This window comes from Planomonospora antibiotica (assembly GCF_014647955.1).
Lineage (GTDB): Bacteria > Actinomycetota > Actinomycetes > Streptosporangiales > Streptosporangiaceae > Planomonospora > Planomonospora parontospora.
This window is the reverse complement of record NZ_BMQE01000012.1, coordinates 13,456-29,492: the sequence shown is the minus strand read 5'-3', so window position 1 is coordinate 29,492 and position 16,037 is coordinate 13,456. Positions and strand designations below refer to the sequence as shown.

Below are 16,037 nucleotides of genomic sequence, written 5' to 3'. Positions count from 1 at the left end.
TGCCCCGGTCCGCTTCCGGTCCGGCGCGCGGCCGCGCACCGGACCGGAAGCGGGATCTAGACGGTGACGCGGCGCAGCCGGGCCTTGGGGGCCTCCTCGCCGGGGAAGACCCGCTTGACGCCGTCGCCGAGCGCGGTCTCGATGATGCGGATGTCGCGCACCAGGTGCTCCAGACCGGCCGGCTCCAGCGAGGCGGCGTGGTCGGAGCCCCACATCGTGCGGTCCAGGGTGATGTGCCGCTCCACGGTCACCGCGCCCAGCGTGACCGCCGCCAGCGAGATCTGCAGGCCGCGCTCGTGACCGGAGTAGCCGACGGGCACGCCGTACCGCTCCTGGAGGGTGGTGATCGCGCGGAGGTTGGCCTCCTCCGGGGGGAGCGGGTAGGTGGAGGTGGCGTGCATCAGCACCAGCCCGGAGGTGCCGAGGATCTCCACCGCCCGGTCGATCTCCTCCAGCGTGGACATGCCGGTGGACAGGATGACCGGCTTGCCGGTGGCGGCGAGCGCCCGCAGCAGCTCCAGGTCGGTCACGCTCGCCGAGGCGACCTTGTGCGTGACGACGTCCATGGATTCCAGGAACTCCACCGACGGCACGTCCCAGGGGGAGGCGAACCAGTGCAGGCCGCGCTCGGCGGAGTACTTCGCGATCTCGGCGTACTCGGCGTGCCCGAACTCGGTCCGGACCTTGTACTCCATGTAGGTCATCGCGCCCCACGGCGTCTGCCGGATCTGGTCGCGCTGCTCCAGCGGGACGCAGATCTCCGGCGTGCGCTTCTGGAACTTGACGGCCTGGCAGCCCGCCTCCGCGGCCACGTCGATCAGCCGGCGGGCGATGTCCAGGTCGCCGTTGTGGTTGATGCCGATCTCCGCGATCACGTAGACCGGCTGCCCGGCGCCGACCAGCGCGTCGCCGATCGGGACCGGCCGGGGGGAGGCGGTCAGGCGGAGCTCCGCCCGCGGGGCCGGGGCGGTCACGGCGGCCGGTGCCGCCGCGCCCTCGGGGCGGGCGGCCAGCACCCGGTCGCACAGCTCCCGTACGGCTCCCGCCCCGCCCGGCCGGGTGAGCACGACCCGCGCCGCGGCGCGCACCCTCGGGTGGGCGTCGGGGACCGCGACGGGCCATCCGACGTCGCTCATCGGGCCCAGGTCGTTGACGTCGTTGCCGACGTAGGCGACGCGCGCCGGGTCCAGGCCCTCGATGGCCAGCCAGTCGCGCAGCACGGTCCGCTTGTCGGTCAGGCCCTGCAGGACGGGGACGCCGAGCTTGCGGGCGCGGGCCGAGACCACCGGGTTCTGCTCGGTGGACATGATCATGATCTTGACGCCCGACCGGCGGAGCAGGGAGACGCCCATGCCGTCGGAGCGGTTCACCGCGACCATCTCGCGGCCGTCCTCGCCGACGTAGGCGCGGTCGTCGGTGTGCACCCCGTCGAAGTCGGTGATCACCGCGTCCACGTCGATCGGCTCGGGCAGGTCCGTGAAGGGGGCCAGCGCCCGGACGATCTCCAGGTCCTCGGGGGTGTCCACCTCGACGGCGTGCCGCGGCGGCACCGGCTGCACGGCCACCCGGCCGAAGAAGCGGTGCCCGTGCTCGCGCAGGCCGCCGGCGCGCATCACGTAGAACGCGCCGGTCTCGCGGTAGTGCGGTTCGCGGTCCTGCCGGCGGGGGCGGAACGACGGGTCGTGGTTCACCCCGGCGCCCGCGGCGTCCCACAGGAACTCGTGGGTCTCCAGCCCGGAGAAGACCACGTCGGCCTCGCCGCCGAGGACCTTCGCGATCGCGGCGTCCAGGTCGGCCGGGTCGATGAACGCGCTGGTGCACTGGACGAGGAGGACCACCTCGGGGGCCTCGGGCAGCCGGTCGAGCGCGTGCAGCACGGCGGACTCGCTGGTGGCCTCCGCGCCGCTCAGCTCGCCGGGCCGGTCGACGACCTCGGCCCCGGCGGTGCGGGCGGCCTCGGCGATCCCCGGGTGGTCGGTGCTGACCACGACCCGGTCGACGAGCTCGGCCCGGACGCAGGCCCGCACCGCGCGGGCGACCAGCGGGGTGCCGCCCACGGGGGCCAGGTTCTTCAGCGGCACGCCCGCCGAACCTCCGCGGGCGGGGATGACGGCCAGGACTCGCAAGGTGACTCCTCTTACCTCCGACAAGCACCCCTGAGCCGGGGGCTTTCCGGAACGCTAGCCACGGGGGTGACCGGCGAGGGGTGTCCGAGCTGAACGTCCAGAGTCGTCCGGCTTAACTTTCCGGACGACGCGGGACCACGCAGGGGGACCGCGCCGGGGGTGCGGTGCGGGTGCGAATCCTCCCCTGGATGGAAATGAAATTTCCGATTTATCCGGAAAGGGGGGATTTGTGAAGAAGGGGGGTGCGGGAAATGCGGAGAAGGGGGCTCCGGCGAAAGGCCGGAGAACACGGAAAGGCGCCGCGGCCGGTGTGAGTCCGGTCCGCGGCGCCGGTGATCCGACGCGGGTTCCTACTGGTTGTAGCTGTCCCGCGCGCGGTCGGTGACGTCCCGCGCGGTCTCGCGAGCGGTCTCCTTGGCCTTCTTGGCGGTCTCCTTCGCCTTGCCCTTGGACTGCTCGGCGCGGCCCTTGTTGGCCATGCTGTCGTTGCCGGTCATCTTGCCGGCGGCCTCCTTGGCCTTGCCCCGCATCTGATCGAAGTTAGTCATTTTGTGCCTTCCCCCGTTGAAATGACAGGTTGTCGATGGAAGTCATAACCGGACAATCGAGGTACTAATCGTGATCTAAGGATCTTTAGGGCGAGGAACACCGCACGCATATGACCGATTGCCCGCCTCAAGGGGGAGAGCCGACCGAATCCAGGGAAAAGGGCGGCGCGTCGTCCGTGCCCCCGTGAACGCGGCCCGGCTCAGCGGGAGGCGCCGACCGCGTCCATGAGCAGGGGCAGCGAGCGCTCCAGCGCGCGCCGCCAGTACGGCCAGCTGTGGGTGCCGGGCCCGTAGAAGTCCGTGGTGACCTCCAGACCGGCCTTCCCGGCCCGCCGGGCGAACTCCTGCGACTGGGCGAGCAGGGTGGCCTCGCCGTCGTCCCGGGCCGCGGACGGGTCGTCCAGCGGACCGGGGGTGCCGTCCCCGCAGGAGACGTAGAGCCGCACGCCCGCGAGCTTCGAGGTGAGGGCGACCGGGTTGTGCGCCGCCTGCTCGGAGCCGCCCGGCGGGCCCCACAGGTCGCGGGGGTCCTCGCCGTGGCGCTCCAGCAGCCAGGGCGCGCTCTCGGTGGTGTCCAGCACGCCGGAGAAGGAGGCCGCCGCCCGGAACATGCCCGGATGGCGGGCCGCGTAGGAGACCGCGCCGAATCCCCCCATGGACAGCCCGGCCACCGCCCGGCGGTCCCCGGCGCCGTAGTCGCGCTCCAGGATCGCGCGGACCTCGGTCAGGTGGAAGGTCTCCCACTTCGGGCCCCTGCGCCAGTCGGAGTAGAAGCCGACCGCGCCGCCCTCCGGCATGACCGTGATCACCGGGTAGGGCGAGGTGAGCCGGGCGGCGTCCCCCTCCGTCACCCAGGAGTCGGGGGCGGGCTGGCAGCAGCCGTTCAGCAGGTACAGCACCGGCCACGGGCCCGAGCCCGGCTTCCATCCCGCAGGGAGCAGCACCCGGACCCGGCCCTCACGGCCGAGTGCGGCCGAGGCGAAGGTGAGCACGTGGTCCCGCTCGCCCAGTCGCTCCACCCGCACGCCGGACGGGGCCCGGCCGCGTTCCCCGCCGGGGGAGGCGCTGTGGGAGGAGCCGGGGGAGAAGGGCGTCAGCAGGGTCAGCGAGACGGCGGCCACCGCCAGCGCCGCCAGCAGGATCACGCCCAGGCGCACGGCCTTACGGTTCATACCGCCCCATCCTGGCGCGCCGTCAGGATCACGGGAAGCCCGTCACCCCGGAGGAGGACTCGTCCGGTTCCGCTTTTCTGCCCCTTCGCGGTGCCGTACCGCCCTTTTGGCTGGATCATGGGCGGATGACTCCGGACACCTCCCCCTCCCGGCCTCGGCGCGCACGACCGCTGGCCGTGGTGATCGCCTCTCTGGCGGCGCTCGCAGCCGTCGCCGTCGTGATCCCCATCGCCCTGCAGTACGCCAACCGGGGCGAGTCCCTGCCGCTCTTCCGGCTCCAGCCCGTCCTCGCCGTGGCGGCGGCGCCCTGCTCGGGCACGGACCTGCCGGACCCCGGGGGGACGGAGTGCCTCCGGCTGGCCAACGGGGTGACGGTGAAGGAGGTCGCCGAGGCCGAGGCCGTGGAAGGACAGGGCACGGGCGGATGGACGGTCGAGGTCGTCCTGGGGTCCGAGGACGCCGCGGCCTTCGCAGAGGTGACACGGAAGATCGCCGCCGAACCCGAGCCCCGCAACCGGCTCGCCGTCGTCGTGGACGGCGAGGTGCTCTCCGCCCCGTCCGTGCGGGAGGCGATCACCGCCGGGCGGATGCAGATCGCGGGCTCCTTCACCCGCGACGAGGCCGCCGACCTCGCCCGGCGGCTCAGCGCGGGCCGGTAGGCCCGTACCGGGTCACCCGGCCGCCGCGGGCGGGACGGCCGGGCGTCGCAGGCGTCGCAGGCGGGGACGGCCGGGCGGCCGTCCCCGCGGTGACCCGGAGCGCGGCGGCGCCGCGTCAGGGCCAGGACCTCTCGATCTCCGCGAGCACCTGCTCCGTGCCCCTGCCCCCGACCCACTCCGTCATCCCGGTCCAGAAGGACCCGGCGCCGACCGCGGCCGGCATCATGTCCGAGGCGTCGAAGCGCACGACGGTGCCGGGGTCGCGCATGATCTCCGCGGAGAGCTTGTCGATGTCGCCGGTGTAGAGGTCCAGGTCCACCTTGTTGTTCGCCGTGGTCCAGCTGCCGGCGGCGACCCGCTTGCCGGCGAAGTCCTCCGACGCCAGGTACTCCTGGACGGCGACGACCTCGGGGCGGTCGCCGAACGCTCCGACGAAGGTCGAGGCGACGAGCGCGGGCTTGCCCTTCGCCGGGTCGACGGCCGGCATCTGGAAGGCGAACACGTCGCCGTCGGCGGCCACCTTCGTGCCGCGCGGCCAGTTGCCGGCGTAGAAGGACGCCATCCGGTAGAACGTGCACCGGTTCTCCAGGACCGGCTGCCCGGCCTTGGTGAAGGAGGTCTTGGCGATGCCGGCGGTCCCGCCCCTGACGTATCTGTCGTTCTTGAGCACCTTCGCCGCCAGGTCCGCCGCCTCGACGACCTTCGGGTCGTCGAAGGGGATGGCGTGGGCCACCCACTGGTCGTAGACCTCGGGGCCGTGCACGCGCAGCATCACGTCCTCCAGCCAGTCGGTGCCGGGCCAGCCGGTCGCGCCGCCGGACTCGAATCCCACGCACCAGGGGGTGCCCCCGGAGGCCGCGATCTTCTCGCTGACGGCCATCATCTCGTCCCAGGTCTCCGGGACCGCGTGCCCGCCCTTCTTCAGCGCGGCGGGGGAGTACCAGACGAAGGACTTCACACTGGAGTCGTAGGGGACCGCGTAGAGGGTGCCGTCGACGGAGCCGTACTCCAGCCAGCCGGGGGCCCAGTTCTCCTTCGCGAGCTTCGCCACCGAATCGGGCGCCGGCTTGAAATCGCCGCTCCCGACCAGCTCCGCGATGAGACCCGGCTGCGCGATGATGGCCAGATCCGGTGCGTCCCCCGTCCCGGCCCGCTTCCTCACCTCGTCCTCGACGGAGGTGTTGCCCTCGATGTCGATCCGGATCGAGGTGCAGTCGGAGAACCGGCGCAGCGCCTGAGCCAGCCTGACGTTGTCGAGGTTGCCGGTCATGAGGACGCTGACGGTGGTCCCCTCGTGCCCCCGGTAGGCGGCGTACGGCGCGCACGCGGCCGCCCGGCCCGCCTCCGTCTCCTGCGCGGCGTCCGCGGTGCCGCAGGCGGCCAGCAGCAGGCAGGACAGGGCGCCGAGGGCGCCGGCGGCGGCCGTCCGGCCGGAACGCGACTTGCTCTTCATCGGTTTCCTCTCCCGGGAGGCGGGCTGGGGTGCGGTCGTGGTGTCGCGCGGGCTCATGCCTGGAACCTCCGCACCACCGTGCGGAGCCGCTCGGCGGTGGCCGAGAGGTCCTGGGCCGCGGCCTGGGCGGCCCGGCCGTCCTCGGCCGTGGTGCGGGTCGCGCCGGCGAGCTCGTCGATGGTCCCGGCGATGTCGCGCGTCCCGAGCGCCGCCTTGCTGATGCTGCCGCTCATCTCACCGGTGGTGGCGCTCTGCTCCTCCACGGCGGCGGCGATGGCGAGCTGGTGCTCGTTGATCCTGGCGATGATGCCGTTGATGTCGGCGATGGCGTTCGCCGCGCCGACGCTGGTGCCCTGGATCGACTCCACCCTGCGCGAGATGTCCTCGGTCGCCTTGGCCGTCTCCTGGGCGAGCTCCTTGACCTCGCTCGCGACCACTGCGAAGCCGCGGCCCGCGGCCCCCGCCCGGGAGGCCTCGATGGTGGCGTTCAGCGCGAGCAGGTTGGTCTGCTTGGCGATTGCGGTGATCACCTTGACGACGTCGCCGATCTCGGCCGACGAGGTGCCCAGCTCCGCGACGGTGCTCGTGGTGCTCTCCACCACCGCGATGGCCTGGGAGACGGTCTGCGCCGCCTGGTTCGCGCTCTGGGCGATGGACCGCATGGCGATGTCCGTCTCCTCGGCCCCGGCCGCCAGCGCCTCGACGTTCTGCGAGACCATGCTCGCGGAGTCGGTGGCGGAGGACGCCTGCCCGGCGGCGGTCGCGGCGGAGGTGTCGATCCTGGCGGCGGAGGCCGAGACGCGCCCCGAGGCGTCGTCCAGCGACTCGGCGGCCTCGACGAGCGCCGCCACGGTGTCGCGTACGGCCTGGCGGGCGCTCTCGTAGCCGGCCGCCATCCGGCCGACCTCGTCGGCGGAGTCCACCTCCGCGGCGACGGTCAGGTCACCGCCCGCCATCGCGGCGAGCGCGGCCTGCACGCGCCGGACGGGCCGGACGATGGCCCCGGCGACGACGAGGGCGATGGCGGCGGTCAGCAGCAGACCGGTGACGAGCACCACCAGCACGAGTCGGATCGCTCCCGTCTTGCCGTCCTGGATCTCCTTGCCGCCCGCGATCACCGCGGCGGTCTCGGCGGCCGTCAGCTCGTCGAGGTTCGCCTTCGCCATGGCGAGCGCGGTCCCCTGGGCCAGGCGGGTGTCGCGGAAGGCCGTCTCGTCCCCGGCCTTGCTCGCCGGCAGCATGGTGTCGTCGCGGAAGACGCGGTACTGCGCGATCGCGGCGTCGGTGGCCTCGATGGTGCCGATCGCCCCGCGGTCGCCGGCGGTCTCCTTGTAGCGCTCCCAGGCCTGGTCGAAGACGGCGTCGTTCTTCTGGATGTCCGCCTCGGCCTGGCGCCGTGAGACGTCGTCCGTCAGTGCGATGTGCTCCAGCAGGATGGTGTCCTCCTGGAGGAGGGAGGTGCGCGCCTCGTTGAGGCTGAGCGCCTGGGCCATCCGGTAGTCGGAGATGGACCCGGCCGTGGAGGCGACCGCGCTCAGCTGGACGATGCCGACCGCGCCGACACCGGCCATGGCCAGGCCGGCGACGGCCGTCGTCAACAGGAGTTTCGGCCGTACGCCGAGATCTCGCCAGAGTCGCATGGTCACAGGTCCGTCCTTCTCCACCGCGCCGGCCTTCGGCGCCTCTCAGCGGTCTGATCGGCGCGCGCCGGGGAAAGGCGAGGGATTCGGGCCGGGACGGCGGGGAGATCTCTTCCCCGCTCCCGTCGCGGAGACGCCCGCGCGGGGCGGCCACGGAGCGGACCCGCAGGTGGGAGGGCCCCGGAGGGGATCCCGCGCCCGCCGGGACCGGAGCCCTCCAGGAAGATCGTCACAGGAACGTGTTTGGAGGGCGGTTCCCCGGGGAGTGGCACTCACCGAGGGGAGAGGAGGCACCCGGGCGCCGGTACGGATCCGGGTGTTTCAGTGGACGCGGTCGCGTGGTGGCGCGGCCGCGTCCGCGGTTTCCACCCGGACACTGACGGCCTCTCCGGTGCGGCGGAACCCGGCCTCACCCACCCCGGTGGCGATGGAGAGCCGGAATCACGGGACGATCAGGCGAGGGAGAGCTCGGCCCATACGGCGTGGCCGATGGTCTGGGTGCCGCGGCGGCCGACCCGGGTGGCCAGGAGCGAGACCAGGGCGAGGCCCCGGCCGCGTGCTCGGCGAGCGCGGCGACGTCGGCGGTGCTCAGCGAGATGGGGGCACTTTGCTGGAAGCGGTGCCAGTCTTCGGTCAGTTGCCGTTGAGCGGCCATGGCCGACTCCCGGTCGGCCTCCAGTTGACCACCGGCCGGTCCTCCGGTTCGGCCAGCCGGTAGCGGCGGCGGGCCCGGTCCGCCTGCTGCTGGGCTCGCTCCAGCTTCTGCGACCAGATCGCCTTCCGGCACCAAGACGATATGGATCAGCAGGTTCCGCCACGGGTACGCGTCGGCCTCTCACAGGTGCGGCGGAACCCGGACCGGTGAAAACGGTCACCCAGCCACCGGGCCGGGTGCTGCTGGAGGTGCTGCGCGACTGTGAGGACAGCATCCTGCGTTTCACCCGTGACCTTATGATTCCCCCACGACGACCAGGCCGAACGTGATGTGCGCCCGGCCAAGACCCAGCAGAAGATCTTCGGTCGGCTCCGCTCGGAAACCGCCACCGAGCACCGCTACGCCATCCGCGGCTACGTCTCCACCGTCGCCGAGCACGGGGCCGATGTCATGGCGGCGATCCGTGACGCACTGCGCGGCTGCGCGTGGATGGCTCCGGATCCGGTATCGGCCTGATCCCGGCTCCGGCCCATGGCGACTCACACCCGAAGACGATCGCACACTGCGATCACGCGATACCGGAACGCGCCGGATGTGAATGCTTGCGATCAATCCCGGTGGGTCACACTCCACCACCAGATGGACAGTTTATGCTTGATCAAATAGCGATATGCCCATAAATGCATCCATATCGGCAATTTATGGTGCGGGACGAATATCCATATATCGGCAGCGCAATCCTCGGCGATCTCTCTCGACTCGGGATTCCGGAGCAGTTCGCGGAGGCGTTCTAGCAGTGCTTGATTTATTTCCTGCGTCAACCTCACCATATGCGATAGGGCGGTTACCCCCTGACCGCGCCTTTCGGTTTCCTCCGAGTGGATCAGGCGCATTATCCGAAGGGCTACGACTTCGGCATCCGGACAGTTCAATGACAATCCGATCACGGCGACACCGACATGCGGCTCGCCTCGGTCGAATGCGGCGTCAACCTCTTCAGGGTCGTCGCATCCGATAAGACCCTCACCTGTAGCCCAGTTCATTTTCCTTCGCCTGTCGAGTCGACTCGGGTCTCGTGAACGGAGACCGAAATGCATATCATCCATCAGGGCTCTGCCGGAAAATACGGCTTTCATCGAGCTTTCCCTCGCTTGTTGAAGATGCCGGCCCTGATGAACGCGTTCTTCGATTTCTGATCCAGAAGGCTCCAGGTAACCACATAGCCGTGCCATGTGGCCCCCTCCGTCCGGGCGAACACTATTATCTCCCCGGTGGCCGCATCATATGCGATTCGCCGCCTCTCGCTGATGTTCAGCGACCTTGCGAGCATGGCCTTGGCGTTTGTGGGCTCCGGCCCCACTTTGGATCCGAGCTTGCCGTTCGCGTGCTTCGGGTTGGCTTCATAATTAAGCTTCGGGCCGAAGGGGACCTCGCCGCATGGATCCTCGTTGTGCACGAGGGCGTCATGTGTCCCGACGGCAATGTAGTAAGTGTGAAGATCATCGATCGTCAGGTTGTGGACACGCTGGCCGATGGTCACCTGGTCGGTGACGGCGATGACCTGAATTTGGACACCGGCACTGGTCCGCAGCCGATTCCCCGGCCGGAGTCCTCCGGCGGTTCGCCATTCACGCAGCTCCGGTAGCCAGAACCGGTGGTTGGCGGTCGCGACTACCACACCGATCGACTCACCCTTGACACCGTCGGTGTCGACGGTAAGCCGTACTAGGTGCTTGTCGCCCTTACTGGTGATCAGGGCGATGACAGACTTGGCCTCAACCTTCCCGCTTTTGGGGTCGGAAGCCAGAACCGTATCGCCGATCTTTACCTGTTCGATGGGCTTACGGGAACCGTCGGCCATGACCACGGGTGTTCCTGGGACGAAACTACTCGTCGCCTTTTTCGCCAGTCCACAGGATTTCGCCAGATCCGCCTTGCTCTGGGTCAGTTCCTGTCGGCGTTTACCCAAGACCTTTCGAGCGTCCAGCAGGCCGTCGAGCGCTTTGAACGCCCGTCCGCCCAGGTTCCACAGGTCGTCGACGAGTTTCTTGAGCTTGTGCCATTTCCAGGGCGCGCCGTACTTGGCCGCGAGCTTGCCCACCGCTCCGCCGACCAGTGAGGCGAGGGCGTCGATCGCGGCGTCGGTGCACGCGTTCGCGTCCCCGGTGGTGAAGCAGTTGACGGCGTTGGTGACGCCGAGTGCGTCCATGAGGAGCTTGCCGAGTTGCTTGCCCACGGCGATCAGTTCCTGCAGGTACCTGTTGACGTCGGCCTCGGCGTTCTTGGCGAGGGTCTCGGCCAGCTTCTTCTTGACGGCCTTGCAGGCGACGGTGTGGTCCTTGCCCGGACCGCAGGCGCTCTTCGGCTCCTTCGGTGGCGGGCGCAGACCGGTCGGGTCGGACATGCCGATCGGGTCACCGACGGCATAGCTGTAGGGGTTGGTCCACTGGGGCTTGTCGAGGCTGAGCAGCGGGTCGGGGGAGATGAAGCGGGCGGTGGCCGGGTCGTAGTAGCGGGCCGACAGATACGTCAGGCCGGTGGAGGCGTCCTCGGTCTTGCCGAGGAAGCCGTGGTCGGTGAAGGGCAGGTCGTCGATGCCTCGCCGCTGGCCGTACGGCAGGTAGCGCTCACGGGACACCTGGCCGGTGGAGTCGTCGATGGCCAGTTGCGCCGAGCCGTGCAGGCCCGAGGCCAGCCACTTGATCCCTGAGGCGTCGCGCATCGCGACCGTGGAACCGTCGGGTCCGGTGTAGTAGCGGGTGGCCTTCACCTGCCCGCCGGCGGACCTCAGCTCCATTCCGCCCAGATACAGGGTGCGGGTGCCGTCGGGGTCGCGGCGGATGAGGCGTTCGCCGTCGGCGTCGTAGACCATGGAGGTCTCGGCGCCGTCGATGACGGCTTTGTCCAGCTGGCCGAGCGGGTTCCAGGTGAAGACGGCCTGCTTGCCGTCGACGGTGCGGCTGGTCAATCGTCCGGCGTCGTCGTAGCCGTAGGTGTCGGTGCGGCCGGGACGGGTGATGGAGGTGACCGCGTTCGGCCGGGCGGTTCCGGTGGGGTAGGTGTAGGTGGCGGTGGTGCCGCCGTCGGTCAGGGAAGTGAGGTTGCCAACCGCGTCGTAGGTGAAGCGCTGATCGTAGGGATCGGGTCCCCGGTTGTCGGCGCCCGCCTCGCAGGAGGAGCCGGTGGTGGTGAACGCTGCTGTCAGCCGGTCCAGGCCGTCGTAGGCGAAGCACTCGGACTGGCCGGGCGAGCCGTCGGTCGCTGCCGCGGCGTCCAGGATGCGGGTGATCTGGCCGGCGGTGTTGTAGGTGACCCGGTCGTCCTGGGCGACGGCCGGGCTGGAGGTGTCGGCCTTGGCGGTGGTGGTCAGCCGCTCCAGCCAGCCGGTCGCCTCGTCCCAGGTGAAGGCCCGCTTGACCTGGCCGCTGGCGCCGTAGGAGCGTTCGGCCGGACGTGCGGTCTTGGAATAGGACATCTCCTTGACATAAGTGGTACCGCCGCCGAAGTCGGAGGTCAGCGCCTGAGGCAGGCCGAGGCCGGTGTAGGAGAAGGTGAGTTGTTCGGCGGCCAGGTCGCCGGCGGCGGGCATGCCCTGGCCGGTCATGTTCCCGGCCCGGTCGTAGGCGGCGGTGAAGACGTACTCGCCCGCCAGGTCGCTCTCGGCCGCCGGAATGGTGAGTTTGGTGCCCGTCGGCCGGTAGGCGTGATCGTAGGCGGTGACCGCGTCGGTGTAGGCGTGGCCGCCGACATAGCGGACCGACGAAGTGAGCTGGCCCTTTGCGACGGTGTCGTAGGTCCATTCGGCCAGCTTGGTGCCGGTGCTCGCCTCGCCCGTCCACTGGCTGGTCGGCCTGCCCAGGGCGTCGTAGACGAGGGACACCTTGGTGCCGTTGCCGTCGACGCTCCAGGCCAGCCTGCCTGCGGCGTCGTAGCCGGCGGTGGTGGACCCGGAGTCGGGGTCGGTGCCGGCGGTGCGGCGGCCCAGCCAGTCGTAGGTGAAGGTGCGCACACCGCCGTTGGCATCGGTGATCTTCTTCAGGTTGCCCAGGCGGTCGTAGCCGTAGGCGGTGTCGTGGTGGGTGGAGGCGTCCTTCCACTCCTCCACCCTGGTCGTTCGGTCGGCGACATCGCTGATCGTGACGGTCTTGCCGCCGACCGGCGGGGTGACCTCCATACGGTCGGCGCCGGGGTAGGCGGTGATGGTCCGGCGCAGTTCGTCGCCCAGGTGGTGGTCGATGACCGCGGTCGGCCGCTCCAGGCCGTCGTAGACGGTCTTGGTCCACTGCGGCAGCGAGGCCAGGGCCGGATTGAGCAGTCCACTGCCGGGTTCACCGGTGTTGTGCACCGGCGCCGAGGCGGCCGCAGCCAGGCCGCGACCGTCGTAGGTGGTGACGGCGACGACCCGGCCACCGGCAGGGGAGGCCGTCTGGCTCTCCCGCGTACGGCCCAGACCGTCGTCGTAGCTGAACGTGGAGGTGTACGTCGCGTCGTCTCCGGTGCCCGACAGCAGCCGGCGCATGGTGGTCCTGGCAGGCCCGGTCGGCTGGCCGAGGTTCCCGTCGAAGGGGATGTCGTAGGAGACCGTCACGGTCGGCGTGCCTCCGCTGCGCGGCTCGCCGGGACGCCACAGTGCGGTGGTGCGGCCCAGTGCGTCGTAGTCGATCTCGATGCGCTTGCCGTTGGCGTCGGTGAGCACCACCGGCAGACCGGTGCGGTGCGAGGAGACGACGGTGGATGTGTGGCCGAGCGGGTTGGTGACCGTCACCCCGGTTCGGGGCCAGCCGGTGGCCGGGCTGTAGGCCGTGGTGGTGGTCTTGCCCAGCGGGTCGGTGGAGGTCAGCAGGCGGCCGTAATCGTCGAAGGTCGACTTGGTGACCGAGGCCGTGGACGCGTCGGCGTAGGTGCGGGTCTCGGTGACGTTGCCGTCGCTGGGGGCGTTGACGGCAGGATCGGTGCCGCCGTCGTACAGGGCGACGGTCCGCCCGAGCACCTGTCCGGCCGCGCAGTCGTCGCCGGCGCGCCGTTCGACGACCGAGGGCAGGCCGGTGAGCCACTGCCCGGAGGCGGTGTTGCGGGCGTAGGTCGTGGTGGTGCAGGTGTTGTCGGTGGCCGTGGAGGTGTCGCCGTAGTCGTTGAGCCGGACCGGCAGGCCGTCGGCGTTGTAGGCGGTGCGCTGCTCGCTCCAACGCCAGCCGCCCCCGGACACCTGCTCACGGGTGCGCTCCTTCGTGCGGTGGACGAACGCCGGGTCCTGCACGCCGGGCCCGGTGCCGGTGGACACGACCGCGTACTCGTACCGTGTGGACTCCATCTCGGCGTGGGTGCGCGGGCTCAGGGAGGTGAGCTTCCACGCCTGTTCCTGCAGCACCTGTCCCTGCAGTGCGAGGGTGTCGGTGACGGTGTTGCCTTCGAAGTCGGTGACGGGCGCGCCGGTGCCGCGGAAGAACGTCTGCGACGTCACCGTGTAGCCGTTCGGGTCGGAGCCGGAGCCGCGCGTGGTGCGCACGGTGCCGTAGCCGCGCCAGTCGGAGGCCGGCGGCTTCCACTGCGGCTCGGCGTACTCGACCGGGTTCGTCCAGCGGGGCCCGTCGGTGTACTCATAGCTGTGCACTACGTCCGGGGAGCCGCCCACCAGGTCGCGTTCGGTGACCTTCGTGGCGAGCTGCTTGAAGTAGCGGGTCCAGGCCTCGTTGCCGCCGTCGTACATGTCGACCCGGTAGCAGTCGCCGCTCTGGTCGGCGAAGTAGTCGGTGCCGTCGCGGCCCTTGCCGCCCGAGCACGGGTCCGCCTGGCCGTAGGCGACCTCGATGCGGCCGCCCAGCCCGTTGCCGATCCCGGCGATGCGCGGCACCATCCGCCACGACAGGAAGTCCGTCCAGTCGGACATGTCGTCGTAGACCATCTTCCCGGCCACCATCGCCGCGTCGAAGTCGGTCGGCGGCAGCTTGGCCGGCGTTCCGGCCAGGCCCGTCTGCTGGACGGTGTCCAGCCACAGCACAGGGTCGTACGGCGCGCCGAAATCGGTGCGCGTGTACACCCACTCGTGGCGCAGGTCCAGCCGGGTGACCGGCTCCCACGCCGCCGAGGCGGTGTCGAGCGTCTCGGTCAGCACCGAGGTGAGCTTGCGGGTGGAGTAGAACGCCAGCGCGTCGTTGGCGCAGCCCTGCGCGGTCGTGCACAGCAGGTCGCCCGGCACGTCCACGCCGCCGCGGTCGGCGGTGGTGAAGACCGTCCGCGCGGTCGGCGTGCTCCCGGCCACCTGGGTGTTGTGGCCCCACTGCACGCTCTTGAGGACCCCGCCCCGGTCGTACGGCATCACCCGGTACGTCTCGTGGTGGCAGGAGGGCAGGCAGAAGTAGTTGGTCTCCCGCTCGTAGGTGTAGTCGACGACGTTCTCGTTGCGGTCGAGTTCCTGGTCGAGGTTCCAGCGCCACACGCCGGTGCAGGTCGGCGGGTCGGCGTCGGTGAAGTAGCGCTCCCAGCACGGCTCGCCCCGCTGGTTGGCGATGTAGGGCAGCTGCCACTGGGCGTCCTTGGTGTAGCCGAACCGGTACACCTGCCCCTCCGACGAGGTCACCTTCCAGTACGGCTGGCCGTCCGCGCCACCGGAGACCTGCTCGATCTTCCAGCCGAAGTCCGGCACCGTCTTCCACGCACCCGAGGTGCGGTCCTTGACGATCGAAGCGGACCGGCCACCGACGTTGAGCACCAGATCAGACTGGGTGTAGTCGTTGGTCGCCGCGTCACCGTCGTTCTCGTCCGGCGACTCCCAGCACACCGCCCGCCCGGCCGTCCCGAGCTCCTCGGCGTACCAGGTCAGCTCGGCGGTCTCCCAGTCGTAGTAGTTGTCGACCGTGCAGCGCCGGTATTTGCGCTCGATGAATCCGGTGTTCAGCTCCCAGCCGACGCCGACCGCGCCGGACTGGTTGTTGGTCCAGTCGCCCTGGCCGTCGACCGAGGAGGCGTCGTAGGTGAGCGACAGATCCGGCCCGTTGCCGACCGGCGAGGGCGGCTCCGGCAGCGGGTAGCTGTAGCTGAACGATCCGCCGGAGGTGCCGGCCTGCCAGGTGCCGGACGGCTTGAGGTCGGTGGCGCCGAAGTTGCCGTCCGGGCCGGTCATCCCGCCGGCCAGTACGAACACCGACCCGGCCGCCAGCTGCTCGGCCGCGGCCTGCTGCGCCTCGGCGCGGGCGGCGGCCTTGGCGTCGTCAGCGCGCAGACGGGCAGCCGAAGCAGGCGCAGCCGGGAGGCGAAGTTGCCGCCGAAGGCGTCCCGGAAGCCCGCGTAGGAGAACTCCGCCCGCACCCTGCCCGGCGCGGCCGAGCCGTCGGCCCGCTCGATGCGGGCCGCCACCCCGACGCCGCCCAGTTTGCGGACCGCCTCCGGGGCCAGTGTCTCCACCTTCACTGTGCCGACGGCCGCGGCCTTGTCCGCGGCGGCGATCCGGACCGGCAGGTCCGCGGCCCGCTCCAGACCGGCGTCGGCCCGCACCTCGGCACTACCGACCTTCGGCCAGACCGGCGGTTTTAACTTGACCACCGGGTCCTTCTCCTCGGCACCCTTGTCCGCCTCGGCGTCCGGGACGGCGCGGCCCTCGACCGACGGCTCGGGGGCCGACTCGTCCGGGGCCGCGGCGGCAGCCCGCCGCACCAACCCGTCGGGCACTCCCACCCCGGAGACCAGCAATGACATCACCACCGCGATCACCGCAGCCGTCAGCCACACACGCATGCGCCGGATCCGCATCCCGAGCCCTTCTCCGAGGCACGCTGACGCAGACCCCG

General features: G+C 70.6%; 10 protein-coding genes. 2 read left to right on the top strand and 8 right to left on the bottom strand.

The genetic code is table 11. The annotated features are described in order from the left end of the window. Positions 1 to 56 precede the first annotated feature (56 nt). The 3 genes from IEZ06_RS13785 to IEZ06_RS13775 form a co-directional block, all read right to left on the bottom strand. Positions 57 to 2,126, bottom strand: coding sequence for an N-acetylneuraminate synthase family protein (locus tag IEZ06_RS13785; RefSeq protein ID WP_189237089.1), 2,070 nt, complete (start codon positions 2,124 to 2,126; stop codon positions 57 to 59). A 350-nt stretch (positions 2,127 to 2,476) separates the two neighbouring features. Beyond that, the gene (locus IEZ06_RS13780; protein ID WP_189237088.1) at positions 2,477 to 2,674 is read right to left on the bottom strand and encodes a CsbD family protein; all 198 of its coding nucleotides are present in this window, start codon (positions 2,672 to 2,674) and stop codon (positions 2,477 to 2,479) included. Positions 2,675 to 2,874: 200 nt separating this feature from the next. After that, entirely contained in the window at positions 2,875 to 3,846 is a 972-nt protein-coding gene (locus IEZ06_RS13775; protein WP_189237087.1) for an alpha/beta hydrolase, read from the bottom strand. Positions 3,847 to 3,971: 125 nt separating this feature from the next. On the opposite strand from IEZ06_RS13775, the gene IEZ06_RS13770 reads away from it, so the two are divergent. After that, positions 3,972 to 4,505, top strand: coding sequence for a SecDF P1 head subdomain-containing protein (locus IEZ06_RS13770; RefSeq protein WP_189237086.1), 534 nt, complete (start codon positions 3,972 to 3,974; stop codon positions 4,503 to 4,505). A 115-nt stretch (positions 4,506 to 4,620) separates the two neighbouring features. Here IEZ06_RS13770 and IEZ06_RS13765 read toward each other — a convergent pair whose 3' ends face one another. Both IEZ06_RS13765 and IEZ06_RS13760 read right to left on the bottom strand, forming a co-directional pair. Further along, on the bottom strand, positions 4,621 to 6,015 hold the full coding sequence (locus IEZ06_RS13765) for an ABC transporter substrate-binding protein (protein WP_229798088.1): 1,395 nt from the start codon (positions 6,013 to 6,015) through the stop codon (positions 4,621 to 4,623). Beyond that, positions 6,012 to 7,598, bottom strand: a complete 1,587-nt coding sequence (locus IEZ06_RS13760; protein ID WP_229798127.1) for a methyl-accepting chemotaxis protein — start codon at positions 7,596 to 7,598, stop codon at positions 6,012 to 6,014. Before IEZ06_RS13760 ends, IEZ06_RS13765 begins: the two co-directional genes overlap by 4 nt. A gap of 985 nt (positions 7,599 to 8,583) precedes the next feature. Here IEZ06_RS13760 and IEZ06_RS13755 point away from each other — a divergent pair. Next, positions 8,584 to 8,769 (top strand): hypothetical protein, encoded by a 186-nt coding sequence (locus IEZ06_RS13755; RefSeq protein WP_189237084.1) that lies wholly within the window; start codon positions 8,584 to 8,586, stop codon positions 8,767 to 8,769. Between the two features lie 92 nt (positions 8,770 to 8,861). Here the strand turns inward: IEZ06_RS13755 and IEZ06_RS13750 are convergent, their stop codons facing one another. Genes IEZ06_RS13750 through IEZ06_RS13740 form a run of 3 tightly spaced genes read right to left on the bottom strand, consistent with a single transcriptional unit; the run spans position 8,862 to position 15,984 of the window. Next, positions 8,862 to 9,389 (bottom strand): hypothetical protein, encoded by a 528-nt coding sequence (locus IEZ06_RS13750; RefSeq protein WP_189237083.1) that lies wholly within the window; start codon positions 9,387 to 9,389, stop codon positions 8,862 to 8,864. Beyond that, entirely contained in the window at positions 9,386 to 15,394 is a 6,009-nt protein-coding gene (locus tag IEZ06_RS13745; protein WP_189237082.1) for an RHS repeat-associated core domain-containing protein, read from the bottom strand. Before IEZ06_RS13745 ends, IEZ06_RS13750 begins: the two co-directional genes overlap by 4 nt. After that, positions 15,370 to 15,984 carry a hypothetical protein gene (locus tag IEZ06_RS13740; RefSeq protein ID WP_189237081.1) on the bottom strand — a complete coding sequence of 205 codons (615 nt, stop codon included), beginning with the start codon at positions 15,982 to 15,984 and terminating at the stop codon, positions 15,370 to 15,372. The genes IEZ06_RS13745 and IEZ06_RS13740 overlap by 25 nt, the downstream gene beginning before the upstream one ends. Positions 15,985 to 16,037 lie beyond the last annotated feature (53 nt).

Coding starts and splice junctions, on each gene's coding strand:
- IEZ06_RS13760 (WP_229798127.1), bottom strand. CDS start 7,598: ATGCGACTCTGGCGAGATCTCGGCGTACGGCCGAAACTCCTGTTGACG.
- IEZ06_RS13740 (WP_189237081.1), bottom strand. CDS start 15,984: ATGCGTGTGTGGCTGACGGCTGCGGTGATCGCGGTGGTGATGTCATTG.
- IEZ06_RS13775 (WP_189237087.1), bottom strand. CDS start 3,846: ATGAACCGTAAGGCCGTGCGCCTGGGCGTGATCCTGCTGGCGGCGCTG.
- IEZ06_RS13770 (WP_189237086.1), top strand. CDS start 3,972: ATGACTCCGGACACCTCCCCCTCCCGGCCTCGGCGCGCACGACCGCTG.
- IEZ06_RS13780 (WP_189237088.1), bottom strand. CDS start 2,674: ATGACTAACTTCGATCAGATGCGGGGCAAGGCCAAGGAGGCCGCCGGC.
- IEZ06_RS13765 (WP_229798088.1), bottom strand. CDS start 6,015: ATGAGCCCGCGCGACACCACGACCGCACCCCAGCCCGCCTCCCGGGAG.
- IEZ06_RS13750 (WP_189237083.1), bottom strand. CDS start 9,389: ATGAAAGCCGTATTTTCCGGCAGAGCCCTGATGGATGATATGCATTTC.